Origin of the sequence: Clostridium cibarium, from assembly GCF_014836335.1 — a bacterium.
Taxonomy (GTDB): domain Bacteria; phylum Bacillota; class Clostridia; order Clostridiales; family Clostridiaceae; genus Clostridium; species Clostridium cibarium.
In genome coordinates this window covers 1-16,553 of sequence record NZ_JACSRA010000014.1, presented here as the reverse complement: position 1 = coordinate 16,553, position 16,553 = coordinate 1, and the positions used below count along the sequence as shown (strand labels likewise).

The 16,553-nt window shown below is 30.4% G+C and carries 15 protein-coding genes; 12 read left to right on the top strand and 3 right to left on the bottom strand.

Annotation, left to right across the window (positions count from 1 at the left end; genetic code table 11):
* Positions 1 to 2 precede the first annotated feature (2 nt).
* The 6 genes from H9661_RS10090 (at position 3) to H9661_RS10065 (ending at position 7,642) form a co-directional block, all read left to right on the top strand.
* The gene (locus H9661_RS10090; RefSeq protein ID WP_191768596.1) at positions 3 to 938 is read left to right on the top strand and encodes a DUF4097 family beta strand repeat-containing protein; all 936 of its coding nucleotides are present in this window, start codon (positions 3 to 5) and stop codon (positions 936 to 938) included.
* Positions 939 to 1,122: 184 nt separating this feature from the next.
* A complete protein-coding gene (locus H9661_RS10085; protein WP_191768594.1) occupies positions 1,123 to 1,809 on the top strand; it encodes a hypothetical protein in 687 nt (228 codons plus the stop codon).
* Between the two features lie 226 nt (positions 1,810 to 2,035).
* A complete protein-coding gene (locus H9661_RS10080) occupies positions 2,036 to 4,066 on the top strand; it encodes a chemotaxis protein CheA (protein ID WP_191768592.1) in 2,031 nt (676 codons plus the stop codon).
* Between the two features lie 27 nt (positions 4,067 to 4,093).
* The gene (locus H9661_RS10075; protein WP_185966819.1) at positions 4,094 to 5,785 is read left to right on the top strand and encodes a methyl-accepting chemotaxis protein; all 1,692 of its coding nucleotides are present in this window, start codon (positions 4,094 to 4,096) and stop codon (positions 5,783 to 5,785) included.
* Positions 5,786 to 5,799: 14 nt separating this feature from the next.
* Positions 5,800 to 6,615 carry a CheR family methyltransferase gene (locus H9661_RS10070; protein ID WP_191768590.1) on the top strand — a complete coding sequence of 272 codons (816 nt, stop codon included), beginning with the start codon at positions 5,800 to 5,802 and terminating at the stop codon, positions 6,613 to 6,615.
* A 4-nt stretch (positions 6,616 to 6,619) separates the two neighbouring features.
* The gene (locus H9661_RS10065; protein ID WP_143316921.1) at positions 6,620 to 7,642 is read left to right on the top strand and encodes a protein-glutamate methylesterase/protein-glutamine glutaminase; all 1,023 of its coding nucleotides are present in this window, start codon (positions 6,620 to 6,622) and stop codon (positions 7,640 to 7,642) included.
* Positions 7,643 to 7,669: 27 nt separating this feature from the next.
* Here H9661_RS10065 and H9661_RS10060 read toward each other — a convergent pair whose 3' ends face one another.
* Positions 7,670 to 8,326 (bottom strand): response regulator transcription factor, encoded by a 657-nt coding sequence (locus tag H9661_RS10060; protein WP_143316920.1) that lies wholly within the window; start codon positions 8,324 to 8,326, stop codon positions 7,670 to 7,672.
* A 268-nt stretch (positions 8,327 to 8,594) separates the two neighbouring features.
* Here H9661_RS10060 and H9661_RS10055 point away from each other — a divergent pair, with 268 nt between their 5' ends.
* The 3 genes from H9661_RS10055 (at position 8,595) to H9661_RS10045 (ending at position 11,129) form a co-directional block, all read left to right on the top strand.
* Complete coding sequence (locus H9661_RS10055) at positions 8,595 to 8,966, top strand: response regulator (RefSeq protein ID WP_143316919.1); 372 nt, start codon at positions 8,595 to 8,597, stop codon at positions 8,964 to 8,966.
* 81 nt (positions 8,967 to 9,047) lie between these two features.
* Complete coding sequence (locus H9661_RS10050) at positions 9,048 to 9,539, top strand: chemotaxis protein CheW (protein WP_191768588.1); 492 nt, start codon at positions 9,048 to 9,050, stop codon at positions 9,537 to 9,539.
* A 21-nt stretch (positions 9,540 to 9,560) separates the two neighbouring features.
* Entirely contained in the window at positions 9,561 to 11,129 is a 1,569-nt protein-coding gene (locus H9661_RS10045; protein WP_191768586.1) for a methyl-accepting chemotaxis protein, read from the top strand.
* A 115-nt stretch (positions 11,130 to 11,244) separates the two neighbouring features.
* Here H9661_RS10045 and H9661_RS10040 read toward each other — a convergent pair whose 3' ends face one another.
* Complete coding sequence (locus H9661_RS10040; protein ID WP_191768584.1) at positions 11,245 to 12,156, bottom strand: AraC family transcriptional regulator; 912 nt, start codon at positions 12,154 to 12,156, stop codon at positions 11,245 to 11,247.
* 196 nt (positions 12,157 to 12,352) lie between these two features.
* Between H9661_RS10040 and H9661_RS10035 the strand changes: the two genes are divergently transcribed.
* Positions 12,353 to 13,246: a DMT family transporter gene (locus H9661_RS10035; protein WP_143316915.1), complete on the top strand. Its 894-nt coding sequence runs from the start codon at positions 12,353 to 12,355 to the stop codon at positions 13,244 to 13,246.
* A gap of 131 nt (positions 13,247 to 13,377) precedes the next feature.
* Here the strand turns inward: H9661_RS10035 and H9661_RS10030 are convergent, their stop codons facing one another.
* Positions 13,378 to 15,138, bottom strand: a complete 1,761-nt coding sequence (locus H9661_RS10030; protein WP_191768582.1) for a 1-deoxy-D-xylulose-5-phosphate synthase — start codon at positions 15,136 to 15,138, stop codon at positions 13,378 to 13,380.
* Between the two features lie 262 nt (positions 15,139 to 15,400).
* Between H9661_RS10030 and H9661_RS10025 the strand changes: the two genes are divergently transcribed.
* Together H9661_RS10025 and H9661_RS10020 are read left to right on the top strand one after the other, a co-directional pair.
* The gene (locus H9661_RS10025) at positions 15,401 to 15,853 is read left to right on the top strand and encodes a MerR family transcriptional regulator (protein WP_143316913.1); all 453 of its coding nucleotides are present in this window, start codon (positions 15,401 to 15,403) and stop codon (positions 15,851 to 15,853) included.
* A 161-nt stretch (positions 15,854 to 16,014) separates the two neighbouring features.
* Positions 16,015 to 16,281, top strand: coding sequence for a sugar phosphate nucleotidyltransferase (locus tag H9661_RS10020; protein WP_143316912.1), 267 nt, complete (start codon positions 16,015 to 16,017; stop codon positions 16,279 to 16,281).
* Positions 16,282 to 16,553 lie beyond the last annotated feature (272 nt).

Here is a 16,553-nt window from a genome sequence, read left to right as displayed (position 1 = left end):
ATGTGAATAAGAAATTGATAAAAACTCTAATTGCCATATGGGCAATTGTAGCTATTTCATTAACTGGATTTCTTGTATATGGAATAGTTAGTGGTAAGGGAATGAAAAATATGATTAAGCCATTTGTATTTTCTTTTAACTCAGAGACTACAATCCAAAAGGAAGAAAGCATAGATTTAACTAATTTAAACAAAGTGAATATAAACTTTTCTAGTAGTGATGTAGTATTGAAAACTACTGATGAGCCTAAAATGAAAGTGGTACAGAGGGCAAAAAGCAAACTAGATGATAATGAGAAATTTATTGTTGATAAAACAGGGGACGAAGTCATTATAAGAAAAAAATCATTAAACGCATCTAGTATTTTCCATTTTGGAATCTATAGTGAGGAAATAGAAATATATATTCCTAAAAGTTATAATAAGGATTTAAATGTTGAATCTTCATCTGGAGATGTTAAATCAAGCCTAGAAACAAGCTTAAACAAAGTTAGTTTCTCAGCTCATTCTGGTGATATAGGTATGGAGACTGGTATAAATGCTAATGATGTTAAGATAAAAGTTAGTTCAGGTAATGTAGATGTAGAATCTATAACAAGCAAAACCTATGATATTAGCAGTTCTTCGGGAGATATTAATATAAATTCTGTTTCAGGGTCAGGAGAAATAGAATCTAGGTCAGGAGATATAAAAATTCAATACAAAGATATTAGTGAATATTCCAATGTTAGTGCTCATTCTGGAGATATTAATATATTTATTCCAAGTGAATTAAGTTTTAAATTTAGTGGGAAATGTATTTCCGGAGATATAACATCAGATTTTGATTTGAATTATAAAAACAAAAAGGAAAATGAAGCAACTGGACAAATTGGTAACGGACCTTATAAAAATTTAGATGTAAATACATCTTCAGGAGATATAGATATTAAAAAATAGATTAGAGGTTTTAAGTAGGCGTTTGAAAAGGAGAAAAGATCCATTTCAAATGCCTATTATTATATGTATTATGTATATTTATTACAAAAAAATATCTTTATTAAATATAAAGAAATATAAGTAAAATACGATAATTATTACAAATATAGTATTTTATTTATAAAGGAACATGGGGGGAGTTAGTATGAGTATAAGTATTGGCATAAATAGGCCAATAGTGATGAATACCGGTTATACTAAGGATAATAGAGCAAATTTGCTGATGAAACAAAAAGAAAGTTTGCAAAAGCAAATTCAGCTTATAGAAAAAGATAAAGGTTCAAATGATTCTGAGAAAAAAAAGAAGATAGACGAAGTTAAGAAACAAATTGATAAGGTAAATGTTGAAATAGATAAAGAAAGCGTTGAAAAAGTTAAAGAGGGTAGTAAAGAAATTCTTAAAAAGATGACAGAACAAATTGAGAAAGATGATTCTGCTGAAGAAAAAGAGAGGGATGGAAATGTAGCTGTAAACTATAGTCTCATTTCTGCATCTAGCGATGGTAAGCATGTTCAAAAGCTTAACGGGTATAGAAAGAAAGCAATACATGAAGATGGAATTAATTCTTCCAGGGTAAGAAGAATAGACCAAATGATAGAGGAAAAAATGAAAAATATTCAAAAGAGCCTTATAAGTGCTAAAAAGGCAGTAGAAGAATATTCAAAGAACAGTAAAATAAAATCTGAAGAAAAAGGTGGCGAAGGAAATAGTAATACTATAGGAGAAAGAGAAGACACCGATATTAAAGTTGATGTTAAGAAAGAAGAAACTTCAAAGGAAAAGGATATAAGTCAAAAAGGGAATAGAAAGGTAATAAATACCCGTATATAAAGAATAGTTTTAAATGTAAAACAGTAAAGTATGTAATCATAAATATACTTTGCTGTTTTTTTATGATTATTATAATAACGTGCAATTTGCATTCAGTGATAACATTAGTGGTGCTTTTAGCATTAAAGAAATGACTAGCGGTACTTATAAGATGTTAGAAAAGTATTTAATATAAAAATATAGATTAATTTATGTCTTTATAGTAGTTGTTAGGGAGGAATTTTAAATGTCGGAAAACACCTCGAATGAATCTTTGTTAGATGTTTATATATTTGAGACTACCCAACTTATAGAAGAATTAGAGCAATTGGTGATTAGTGGGGAAAAGGGGAATGGTTTTTCAGATTGTATAAATGAAATATTTAGGATTATGCATACAGTTAAAGGGGCATCAGCAATGATGATGTTTGATAATATCGCAGAATTATCTCATGCTGTAGAAGATTTGTTTTATTATCTTAGAGAGGAAAAACCAGGGGAAATTGACTGTAACACATTGGGTGATATTGTATTGGAAGCTATTGATTTTATCCGAAATGAAATAGTAAAAATACAAGAAGGAAATACTCCGGATGGTGACGGTACAAGTAAGATCAGTAATATAGAAGGATTTTTAAAAGAGATAAAAGAAGTTCATGAAAGCGATGAGGTAGTAGAAAAACAACAAATTCAAATTGAAGAAAGCAGTAAAGTTAAAAAAACATGTTTCAGTGAAGGATATGAAGCTACTGTTCACTTTGATGAAGGTTGTGGAATGGAAAATATAAGATGTTTTGAAATTATACACAAGGTATCGCAAATTGGTGAGGTAGTAAGCACTAAACCAAAAGATGTACTTGATAGTGAAGATGATGAAAAGGTTAATGGACAAATCAGGAATGATGGTTTTAATATTACCTTTTCTTCAGACTTAGATATGGAGTCAGTTAAAGCGATAATAAGTGAAACATTTTTTATAAATAAGTTAAAGATTAAGAAACTAAATGAGGAAAGATTTGTAGAAGATATAACTACAAAAGAACAAGTAGACAAAGATGAAGAGAAAAATGCGAATAAAACAAAGAAAAAAGAAAAGGGAGCCAGCCATCAAGGGTTTATAAGCTTGAGTCTAGATAAGGCAAATAAACTTATGGATCTAATTGGTGAACTAGTTATGTCGGAATCTATGGTTACACAGAACCCAGATTTAATAGGACTTGAATTAGGCAATTTTCAAAAGTCAGCTAGGCAGCTTCGTAAGATTATAGCTGAGGTTCAGGATACTGTTATGTCCATAAGGATGGTGCCTCTTTCTGCAACATTTCAGAAGCTCAATAGAATTGTAAGAGATATGAGTAAAAAGATGGATAAGGAAGTTAAGTTAACAATTATAGGAGAAGAAACAGAAGTTGATAAAAATATAATTGAACATATATCTGATCCATTAATGCATATTGTTCGTAATTCAATTGACCACGGAATAGAGACCACTGAAGAAAGAGTAAGTAAAGGGAAAGACAAAGTAGGAAGTGTAACGCTTCAAGCTAAAAATTCAGGCAGCGATGTACTTATCATAGTAAAAGATGATGGTAAGGGTATGAGTGAGGAGAAAATATTAAAAAAGGCAAGGGAAAATGGATTGCTTATTAAAGATGAAAATGAAATGACAAGGGAAGAAATATTTAATCTTATATTTTTGCCAGGGTTTTCAACAAAAGAGGCTGTAACTGAATATAGTGGCAGGGGCGTTGGTATGGATGTTGTGGCAAAAAATATTGAAAAGATTGGTGGTTCAGTTAGGGTTGATAGTACTGAAGGTGTAGGGACAAGTATTTTAATTAAAATACCATTAACTTTGGCAATTATAGATGGAATGAATGTTAAGGTGGGGAAGGCAAGATATACTCTTCCAACTAGTTCGATAAAGGAATTCTTTAGGCCTAAGGATAGTGATATTATTAATGATCCAGATAATAATGAAATGATTATGGTAAGAGGGAAATGTTATCCAATAGTTAGATTAAATGAACATTTTTCTGTGGAGACAAATATAAGCAAGGTCTCAGAAGGTGTGCTTATAATGGTGGAACAAGATAATAAGGGCTTTTGTATTTGGGTAGATGAATTATTAGGACAACAACAAGTGGTAGTTAAAGCATTGCCAAGTTATATTAAAAATATTAGGAATATAAAAGATTTATCAGGGTGTACGCTTTTAGGAGATGGAAATATAAGTTTAATTATAGATATTACAGGATTAATAAATCTAATATATTAAGATATACGGAGGATTATGAGGATTATGATAAAGTTTTTTAAAGATATAAAGATTGGAACAAAATTAATAGCTGGATTTATAGCTTTAGCATTAATATGTGGTATTGTAGGATTTGTTGGGATTGTGAAAATAAATGAGACAGATAAAAATTATACTGATTTATATGTAAATTATGGGGCAAGCAATGCAGATATCGCAAATGTCTCTATTGCATATCAAAGAATTAAAATAAATTTGTACAAGATTATAATAGAAAAGGATAGTAACAATAGAAATGAATATATAACTAAAATAAAGAGTTATAGCAGTGATATGGAACAAAGTTTAGAGAAATTTGAAAAAGCAATTCAGACAGAAGACGCGAAGGAGAAGGTATCGAATCTTAAAAAATCCATTAATAAATATAATTCTATTCAAGACAATATTATTAATATGACTCTTTCTGGGAAGGAAAATGAGAGTTATGCATTATTGATTCAAGCTTCAACACAGGATATATCATCAGAAATAAATGACTCAATTGATAGTTTGTTTGAATTAAATATATCGAAAGGAACAGATAAAGCTGCTGAATATTCCTCAGTAGTACATACTGCTATCACAACTATGGTTATTGTAATTATCTTTGCAATAGTAGTAGCCTTAGTTTTAGGAATTCTTATTTCTAGAAGTATAAGTAAACCTATATCAAAGCTTGTAGGGGTAACAGGTGAAATAAGTAATGGTAATTTAAATGTAGATATTACAGATGACTCTAATGATGAAATAGGTGTTCTTTCAAAATCTATGAAGAAAATGTCTTACAAGTTAAATGAAGTTATGGGGAATATCAGTTTTGCAGCAGAACAAGTTACAATAGGATCTAAACAAATTGCAGATTCAACTGTAGCCCTATCACAAGGAGCTACGGAACAAGCAAGTGCTGTTGAAGAATTAACAGCTTCTATTGAAGAAATATCTGCACAAATAAAAATGAATGCCGAAAATGCGAGAAAGGCTAATGATATAGCAGATAGCACAAAAACCAATGCTGTAAAAAGAAATAGTGAGATGAAATTAATGCTTAATGCAATGGATGAAATTAATGTTTCTTCTAATAATATTTCTAAAATTATTAAGGTGATTGATGAAATTGCATTCCAAACTAATATACTTGCGTTAAATGCAGCTGTAGAAGCTGCAAGAGCAGGAAAGTATGGAAAAGGATTTACTGTTGTAGCAGAGGAAGTACGTAATTTAGCAGCAAGGTCTGCAAAAGCAGCTAAAGAAACTACAGAGATAATAGAGGAATCTATTATCAAAATAGAAGATGGAACTAATATAGCAAATCAAACGGCAGATGCTCTAGGTAAAATAGTAATGGATGTTGAAGACGTTGCAGGAATAATTAATGAAATAGCAATAGCATCAGATGAACAAGCTACTGGAATAGCGCAAATATCTCAAGGAGTTGTACAAATATCACAAGTTGTACAAAGTAATTCTGCTACTGCAGAAGAAGGTGCAGCTTCAAGTGAGGAGCTAGCAGGGCAAGCTGAAGTTTTAAAAGATCAAGTTAATATGTTCTATTTAAAGAAAGATAGTAATTCAAATTTTTATGTAGAATCTAATTTTAGAGAGAATAATGATTTTTCTAGAGAAGAGGATTTAATTAAAAATAAAAATGAATCAAATCCTAAAAGAATAATACTTAGTGATAGTGAATTTGGAAAGTATTAAAATAAGGGGATTTTATGATTACAATTACAGAAAAAGAGTTCAATCAGTTAGCTAGATATATTAAGGATAACTATGGGATTAATTTAAAGGAGGAGAAAAAGATTCTGCTTATCGGAAGATTGCATACTGTATTGGCAGAACATAATCTTGAAAGTTTTTCTCAATATTATCAGTATTTAATTGGCGATAGAACTGGAAAGGCTGCTATTACATTAATTAATAAAATTACAACTAATCACACATATTTTATGCGTGAAAATAATCATTTTCATTATATGAGAGAAAATGTTTTGCCGAGCTTAGCTAATACAATTAAGGACAGAGATTTGAGAATATGGTGCGCTGGTTGTGCATCGGGGGAGGAAGCTTATACAATAGCTATGATATTAGATGAATTCTGTCAAAGAGAAAAATTATGTTGGGATAAAAAATTATTAGCTACTGATATATCAGAAAATGTCCTAAGTATGGCTATAAGTGGGATATATAGCAAAGAGCAAGTCTCACCTTTACCTGATAGGTGGAAAAAAGAGTATTTAAAAAAATATGATGAAGATAATTTTGTTTTTATAGATAAGATAAAAGATGAAATTGTATATAGAAAATTTAATTTAATGGATAGCATATTTCCTTTTAAGAAGAAATTTCATGTGATTTTTTGCAGAAATGTAATGATCTATTTTGATAATGATACTAAAGATAAATTGATTTGTAAGTTTTATGATAATATGGAATACGGTGGGTATCTTTTTATTGGACATTCGGAGTCCTTAAATGGTGGATTAGGAGGATTTAAGTATATAATGCCTTCTGTATATAGAAAGGAATAAATCTATGGGAAGAATTAGAGTGTTGGTAGTTGATGATAGTGTGTTATTTCGAGAGGCAATTTCAAAGGGAATATCTAAAGATGCTAATATAGAGGTAGTTGGAAAAGCAAAAGATCCATATGATGCTAGAGATAAAATTCTTGAATTAAGCCCTGATGTTATGATTTGTGATGTATTAATGCCTAAGTTAAATGGTGTTGAATTTATAAAAAGACTACTTCCGCAATATAAAATTCCAGTGATAGTTATTAGTTCACTAAGCGATATGGCGTTTGAGGCAATGGATGCAGGTGCAGTAGATTTCTTAACTAAACCTGATACTATGACTGCAAATAATTTTGAAAACTTTATTAAGGAATTAACTTTAAAGATTAAGGGTGCAACAAATATTAATTTATCTACAAATTATATGCATGAAAAGTTTAAGATAGAAGAAAAAAATAATAGCTTAAGTGATATTAGCAATAAGATAATTGCAGTTGGGGCGTCCACAGGGGGAACAGAAGCAATCTATAGTATATTAAAAGTTTTACCCAAATCAGTGCCTGGCATAGTTATAGTTCAGCATATACCTCCAGCTTTTTCAAAGATGTTTGCTGAGAGACTTAATGTGCAGACTGAATTTAAGGTTAAAGAAGCAGAAACTGGAGATGTTATTGAACAAGGAACTGTGCTAATAGCGCCAGGAGATAAACATATGAAAGTTAAAAAAGTAGATAGTAAATATATTGTAGAAACTAGTATAGGAGATAAAGTTAGCGGACATTGTCCTTCTGTAGATGTATTATTTGAATCTGTAGCAAAGATAGCAGCTAAAAGTTCTATAGGTATTATACTTACTGGTATGGGGCGAGATGGTGCAAAGGGACTTCTGTCTATGAGAAAAGCAGGCGCAAGAACTATTGGGCAAGATGAAGAAACCTCTGTAGTATATGGTATGCCAAAAGTGGCATTTGAGATAGGGGCTGTTGAAAAACAGGCATCACTAGCAAATATACCTAATGTATTGTTAAATTTCATTAAATAAAAAAGACTTCTAGGAAGTCTTTTTTGTTTAAACTAATTCGTTTCTTACAGCGTATACTGCCAGTTGGGTACGATCTTTTAATTGAAGTTTAGAAATAATTTCGGTAATAATGTTTTTAACAGTGCCTTCTGCAATGAATAGTGATGCTCCAATTTCCTTGTTATCTTTTCCATCGACAATCATAGAAACAATATGCAGTTCTCTTTCTGTTAGAGATATATTTATACCAGCAACGCTAACATTTCTTTTTAATGATTTTTTGTTTTCGTTATGTATATTGAGTACCATTGGATTTAAAATATCTTTAGTAATTACACCAAGACCTAATGAAGTGCTCTTTATAGAAAGTATAAGTTCTTCAGTGCTTATACTTTTAAGAATATAACCATCGGCACCATTGCGTATCGCATCAGTGACATCTTTTTTATCATTAGATGCACTTAGTATTAGTACTTTAATATGTGGAAAATCAGTTTTTATTAACTTTGTAGCTTTTGAACCATTACAAACAGGCATAATCAAATCCATTAAAACTACATTAGGTTTATATTTTTTACACAAGTCATATGCTTCTAAGCCATTAGTGGCGCAAGCTAAAACTTTTATGTCACTATTACTTTCAATTACTTTCTTAAAACTTTCTCTCAAGAGCTTCTGATCTTCAGCTATAATAACCGTTGTCATAATTCCCACCCCATACCAAATCATTATTATTCACTAAGAAAAATTATACCAGTTTTTAAATATGAGAACAATGTATAAAATTGCATTAATGTGTATAAAAATGTAAAAAAACGGCTAATGCAGTTTGCATTTTTATATAAATTATGTGCAATTTGCATTCTAATCGATGACTAGAGGTACTACAAAGAGTTTAATAAAACCCTTAAAATATAAATGTTGGAGTAAATAGATAAGAATTTAAATAAGATAAATAAAGGGGAGAATAATTATGAAGAGAGTACTTGTAGTAGATGATGCAGCTTTTATGAGACTTTCTCTAAAAGGAATTTTAGAGAGATGTGGATTTGAAGTTGTAGGTGAAGCTGAAAATGGTGTTAAGGCTATTCAATTATACAGACAACTTAAGCCAGATTTTGTAACAATGGATTTGACCATGCCAGAGCTTGGTGGAGTAGATGCAACAAAGATGATAAAGATGATTGATAATGAGGCAAAGATTGTCGTTATTTCATCCATGGGGCATGAAACATCAGTTAAGGAGGCTATAATGGCAGGTGCTATATCTTTTATATTAAAACCTTTTGATGAGGAAACTGTAATTAGACAGCTAAAGGAAATTGAAAAAAGTATAGTTGACTAGTATATTTCTATAAATATGAATTTAACTTGTTCTATTTATTAAAGATTTAAGTTTAATTTAAAAAGCTGGAGTGGTGTTTAAATGGATGGAAATATAATTAATGATATTGAAGATTTAGAAGAAGATACTCAAAAGGAAAAATATCTTACATTTGTACTTGATAATGAATCATATGGAATAGGGATAGATAATGTAATAGAGATAATAGGTATACAGCCAATAACCTCAGTTCCAGAACTTCCTGAGTATATAAGGGGAATTATTAATCTAAGAGGGAAGATAATTCCTGTAATGGATGTAAGACTAAGATTTAAGAAAAAGTTTATAGAATACAACGATAGAACTTGCATAATTGTTGTTTATATAAACGAATTATCTATTGGACTTATAGTGGATAGCGTTTCAGAGGTGCTAGTAATACCAGATAAAGATGTTGTAGTGCCACCAAGCTTAGATAAGGTTAGTAGTAAATATATAAGCGGAATAGGAAAAGTAGATAATGAAGTGAAATTGATTTTAGATTGTAATAAGCTTATAGCGGATGATGAAAAGGAAATGTTTAATAATGCTTAATATTGTAAGGGGAATATTATAATGAAATTGTTTTATAATATGAAGGTAAAAGTAAAAATACTGCTAGGATTTTTAATAGTATCTGTTATCACAGGGATAATTGGAGTTCAAGGAATAATAAATATGAATAATATCAATAAGCTTGATACTAAGCTATATGAGAAGATGACAGAACCACTAGGAGAAGTAATTGATATCACTGAATCTTTTAATAATATGAGAGGATATATTAGAGATATACTATTAAAAGAAAACTCAGCAGAGATACAAGAATATACGAATAAAATTAAAGAAGCAAGTAGTGAATTTGACTTAAGCCTTGACATAGTAGCTAAAACAACATCTACTAAAGAAGAGGACGAAGCTATTAAAGAATTGAAGAATTCAAAGTTAAAATATTTGGATGTTGTAAATAGGATAATAAAATTAAGAAATGAAAATAAAAGGCAAGAAGCAACGAATCTTCTCTATACAGAAGGAAAGCCAGCGTTAGAAGAGTTGAAGGCTAACATTGAGGGCTTTAGTCATTTAAAAACAAGGCTAGCAAAGGAGACATCAGAAAATAATGATATAACTGCAGCTAAAACAACAACGATGTCGGTAATAATTCAAGTGTTAGGGATAGTAACAGCCATAGGTATAGGTATAATAATTTCCTTATCTATAAGTAGACCGATACATAGAATAATAGAAATAGCTAGTAAGATAGCTGACGGAGATTTTGATGTTGATATTGAGGTAAAAGGTAAAGACGAATTAGGTTTATTGTCATTAGCTTTTAAAAGGATGACAGAAAAGTTAAATAAAGCTATGAGCCATATAAATACAGTAGCAGAACAAGTATCAGCTGGATCAAAACAAGTAGCAGATTCTAGTACGGCTCTTTCCCAAGGAGCTATGGAACAAGCTAGTTCTATTGAAGAATTAACTACATCAGTTGAAGAAATATCAGCACAAACAAAAATGAATGCAGAAATTGCTGCAAAGGTTAATGGTATTGCTGAAGATGCTAAGCTAAATGCAGAAGAAGGCCATGGACAAATGGAAGAGATGAAGAGAGCTGTAGAAGAAATAAATAATTCTTCAAGTAACATATATAAAATTATTAAAGTAATTGATGAAATTGCTTTCCAAACTAATATTTTAGCTCTAAATGCTGCTGTAGAAGCAGCAAGAGCTGGACAGCATGGGAAAGGTTTTGGGGTAGTTGCAGAAGAAGTTAGAAACTTGGCAGCAAGATCAGCGAAAGCAGCTAAGGAGACAGCTAATATGATTGAAGGTTCCATTGAAAAAGCAGAAGTAGGAACTAAGATAGTAAATGAAACTGCTGAAGTATTAAATAGAATAGTTGGGGATACAATTAAGGTGGCAGAATTTATTGACCAAATAACTAGAGCTTCAAATGAGCAAGCAGAATCTATAGAACAGGTTAATGAAGGCATTATGCAAGTATCAGATGTAGTGCAAACTAATTCAGCTACATCAGAAGAAAGTGCAGCTGCAAGTGAAGAATTAGCATCTCAAGCAGAATTGCTAAAAGGACAAGTTAATCAATTCAAGTTAAAGAAAAGTGTTGGTATGTTTACATAGATATTTATAAAGGAAAAATGTTCTGGAAAATTTATTACTCCTATTATTTCATCAATAAATAGATGAGATAATAGGAGCTTTTTTAATGGTTTGAAGTATCAATTTATTATTTTTATTAAGGGTATATAGAATTTTTTATAGAGCTATTTCTATATTCAGAAGGAGTACAACCTATATATTTTTTAAATATTTTTCCAAAATAACTTGTTCCATTAAAGCCTACATCAAAGGCAATATTAGAAATAGGTTCTTTGTTTTTCAAAAGTAGTTCCTTTGCTTTTGAAACTCTATATTCCATTAAGTATTCAAAAGGTGTAACTTTTAAAATTCTTTTAAAGCTACGACAACATTCGCTTTTGCTAATACTTGCAGCAGCAGCGATATTATCTAGGGAAATATCCTCTGAATAACATTTGTGTATATAATATAAAGCTGATTTTACACGTTCTTCATCATGTGAAACCACATTGACACAGTCTTTTATATCTTCTTTGATTTCCCGCAATAAATTTAGCCAAGCACTACATAAATAATTTCTCATTTCTAGTTCGTAACCATATGTTTTTTCATTAGATAATAAAAAGATCTCTTTTAAATAATTCAATATATTTTGCTGCCATTTAACAGTTGACTTTAAAGAGATAAATTTTAAATTACTACTTTCCGAGATTGGTTTTATATATTTTTGTTCTATAAGTGACTGATTTATGCCTCCTATTAAAATTGGATCAAATACAATAGAAAACATAATACTATTGCTGTTAAAGGGTTTAACTTGATGCAGAACATTGGAATTAATCATGATTCCTTCGCCTGGTTCTAATATTATTTTCTCGCCTTCAACAAAAAAGTATACTTTTTCATAAAGGGAATATGAAAACTGTATTTCTTTATGCCAATGTAGTCTTATATGCCCATCTTCAAATAAGTTGAAATTATCAGTATAAATTGCCATTGGGAAATCATAAGAACCATGTTTTGTTGTTTCTTGCAAATTGTTATCTACTTCTATTTTTGTTACTTGCATTTCTATCATCTCGCTAATATAGTTTTATTTTTGAGCAATATATTAATTGTTGTAAGTTGAAAATAGTAATAAAATTATTACATATTTATTTAAATAAAGCAATATAATTGCAATTATCTATAATTATGATACTAGTAAATTGTTATAGGGAAATTTATTGTGCCGTAGGGTAATTGCAAAAAGGAGTGAAAAGATAGTGAATTTTCAGTCAAGGATAAAAGGAATAATACTTGTGATAATAGGGGCCATGCTATGGGGGATATCAGGAACTGTTGCTCAATACTTATTTGAAGAAAAAGGGGTTAGTCCGGAATGGCTTGTTGTAATCCGCTTATTAGTATCAGGGGTAATACTATTATTATATGTTTTTATTAAGGGTAAGCAAAATATATGGGAAGTGTGGAGAACTAAACATGATAGTTTGAATCTTATATTTTTTAGTGTTTTAGGCATGTTAGGTGTTCAGTATACATATTTTGCTGCTATTAAATATGGAAATGCAGCAACAGCAACGATACTTCAATATTCATCACCAATAATAATTACTTGCTATTTAGCTATTCGCACTAAAAAAGTTCCAAGTTTAAAAGAAATTATTGCTATTGGATTAGCTATGTTAGGTACATTTTTTATCATTACTAAAGGTAATATTCATAGTATATCCATTTCAAAGTTAGCTCTATTTTGGGGTATTGCCTCAGCATTTGCAGCAGCTTTTTACACATTACAACCTCGTTCATTACTTAAAAAATGGGGGGCGGTACTAGTAGTTGGATGGGGTATGTTAATAGGTGGCATAGCTTTCAGTTTTATTCAGCAACCATGGAATTGTACTGGTGAATGGTCAATTACATCAATATTGGCTGTTATATTTGTGGTGTTATTTGGAACCTTAATTGCTTTTACTTGTTTTTTAGAAAGTTTAAAATATATAAAACCAACAGAGTCAAGCGTCTTATCATCAGCTGAACCTCTATCTGCAGCTTTATTATCTGTTTTATGGTTACATGAACAGCTTGGAATAATGCAGTGGTTAGGAACAGTGTGTATTATAATTACAATTATAATGCTGTCTAGAGTAAAAAAGTAATAGATGAATTAAAAAGCAGTCCAGAAGCACTACATATTAATGCTATTGGACTGCTTGTTTTCATAAAATGTATTATGTTTTTTTAGTTTATCATCACGTGAAATCTGATATTATGCTATTGTTTAAATTGTTTATTTTATGATATTCATGATATCTTCTACCATCTGAACATCTGTTAGTCTATTTCTCTTCATAAGTTCTTCTGGAACATAACGATCTAGTAATTCTTTCTTTATACCATAATTTATTACTTTCATGTCAGAAGGACCATAGAATCTTGCAATCTTTTCACCAAAGCCTCCATCTAAGATACCATCTTCAAGGGTAATTACAAGTTTATGTTCTTTTTTCAAGTTTTCAAGTAATTCTTCATCAATGCCTGTTATATACTTTGGATTAATTAGAGTAGCGTCAATGTTGTTTTCGTTTAAAAGCTTTGTAACAACTGCCTGACCAAGCTGATAGAAATCTCCAAGTGCAATAACTGCAACATCTTTTCCTGCTTTTGTTACTTGATATTTATTCAATTTTGAATAATCTGTATTATCTTCAACTCCGCTTTTGATTACTCCCATTGCTGGAACACGTATAGCTACTGGATGATCTTGTTGATTCATTCCCCATTTAAGCATTGAAAAATATTCTTCTTTACATGTTGGGGCAAGGTATACCATATTTGGAATGTTACTCATCATACCAATATCGTATAATCCAAGATGTGTTACATCATTCATTCCATAAACAGAAGCATAATTTACTAGTATTACTGCTGGATTATTATTTATGCATAGATCTTGTGAAAGCTGATCATATGTCCTTTGAAGAAATGTACTGTATACTCCGTAAACTGGATTTCCACCATTTGCTGCAATTCCTGAAGCCAAAGCAACTGCATGTTCTTCTGCAATACCAACATCAACAAATTGTCTGCCAGCTTCTTTCCTTCTTTCTAGGCCAAAACCAAGTACAGTTGGAGTTGCTGATGTAATAGCAACCACTTTTGGGTCCTTTTTCATTGCATTTAACAGGTATTTTCCTGTAAGATCTCCATAACTCTCAACATTACCCATAGAGAATTTTGATTCCCCTGTTTCCAATACAAAAGGCATTCCCCAGTGCCATTGTTCCTTATTTTTTTCAGCAAATTCGAAACCTTTTCCTTTAATTGTATGAACATGAACAACTACTGGGCGATGTATATCCTTAACTTTGTTAAGTACGCTGATTAACTCGTCAAAATCATGTCCGTCTTTTACATAATAGTAATCAAGTCCCATTGCCTTAAAGAAGTTACATTCAGCTCTTCCTTCTGTGTCTCCAAGTTCTTTAAGATTTTTATATAAACCACCATGGTTTTCTGCAATAGACATATCATTATCATTTACAATAATAATCATGTTTGTTCCTGCTTCAGCAGCATTATTAAGTCCTTCATAGGCTTCACCACCGCTTAGTGAACCATCTCCAATAATAGCAATAATATTATCTTTCTCATTTTTTAAATCTCTTGCTTTAGCAAGACCGCAGGCAAGACTTATAGATGTTGATGTATGACCAATGTTAAAAAAGTCATGCTTGCTTTCTTCTGGGTTAGAATAACCAGATACATCATCATATTTTTCAGAATTTATAAATGCTTCCTTTCTTCCAGTAAGCATTTTATGAATATAGCTTTGATGAGAAACATCATAAACAATCTTATCTTTTGGTGAGTTAAATACATAATGTAGTGCAACAGTAAGTTCTACAATTCCAAGATTAGGACCAATATGTCCTCCATGTTCACTTAACTTCTTAAGTAGTACTTCACGTATTTCTGCACTTAAATCTTTCATTTCATTTACTGATAATTTTTTAACATCTTCTGGTGAATTTATTTTTTGTAAATACATATTTCATCCTCCTAAAATTCATTTGTGTTGAACATTCTATACTAATACAATTGCTCAAAACGAAATTCTATAGTTCATATCTTAATACCTAAACCTAACTTTAGGTCAAGTACTTTATATATTTTTTGTTTTAAAGACTATTAATCTTTTTTGTGTTAGTATTTACAAATTAATAAAAAATAAATATTGACTTCAGGTTAGGTTTGAATTGTATAATAACTTAATACTTTTAAGTAAAACGATTTTTGTGAGGTGAAAGGATATGACATATTCAATTGGTGAAGTTTCGGAAATGCTTGAAATTCCTATTTCAACTTTAAGATATTACGATAAAAAAGGACTTCTCCCTTTAATTGAGCGTACAAGTGGTAACATTCGTGTATTCAATGACATGGATGTTCGTTGGTTAAATATGATAGAATGTTTGAAAAACACTGGAATGGAATTAAAAGAAATTAAAACATTTTTTGAGTGGTGCGAAAAAGGTGATTCTACTATCGACCAGCGTTATGAAATGTTTTTGGAACGAAAGAGAGAAACTGAACAGCAAATAGCTATTCTTCAGAAATCACTTGATCTAATTAATTACAAATGTGAATATTATCATATGGCTAAAGAAGCTGGTACTACAAATATTCCTGAATTGAATCAGAATTGTAAAAAGAAGATTGAAAAGCAACGACTTTATCAAGATGCTGTAGGAGATAGTGAATAACACTTTGTTGCTTTGTATTCTGTTTTTAAAGAACTAAAATGGAATGTATTCTGAAAAAATTGAAGCATTTAATAAATTATTAGAAATAAAATAAGAAAAAGCACAAAGAATACACCATCTCATATAATAAAGTAATAACATTAACATGGAGTTGTTACTTAGTGATATACGGCTTAATTCTAGCAGGTGGGAAAGGTAGCAGATTATATCCACTCTCTAGAACAAATGAACCAAAACAATTTTTAAAAATAATTAATGAGAAAAGTTTTTTAGTTAATACAGTAGATAGAGTGACTCCATTGATAAAAAAAGAGAATCTTTATGTTGTAACTAATAAAGATTATGAAGAGAAGATAAGAGAAGAACTTAAGGATTTTAAAGGGGATAATATTTTTGCTGAACCTAGTAATAAAGAAACCCCGTACTAGACGACATTGGTCATTTTGAAGGAAATGGCGATTGTGTGGATGTACATATTAATATTTAGAAGATGAAAGTTATCCGCCAATGGTAACTTTCATTTTTATTGGAAGTAATAAACTATAATATACTGTGGTGTGGTATAATATTACTAATTTATAACCGACTATATAAAAAAGCATTAGTATAAAATTTATACAAGTAAAGGAATATAGTGTAGGTAATTAGATAGTATTTATAGTAGTTTAAATATACTCTTATAATATATGTAATACTTGGA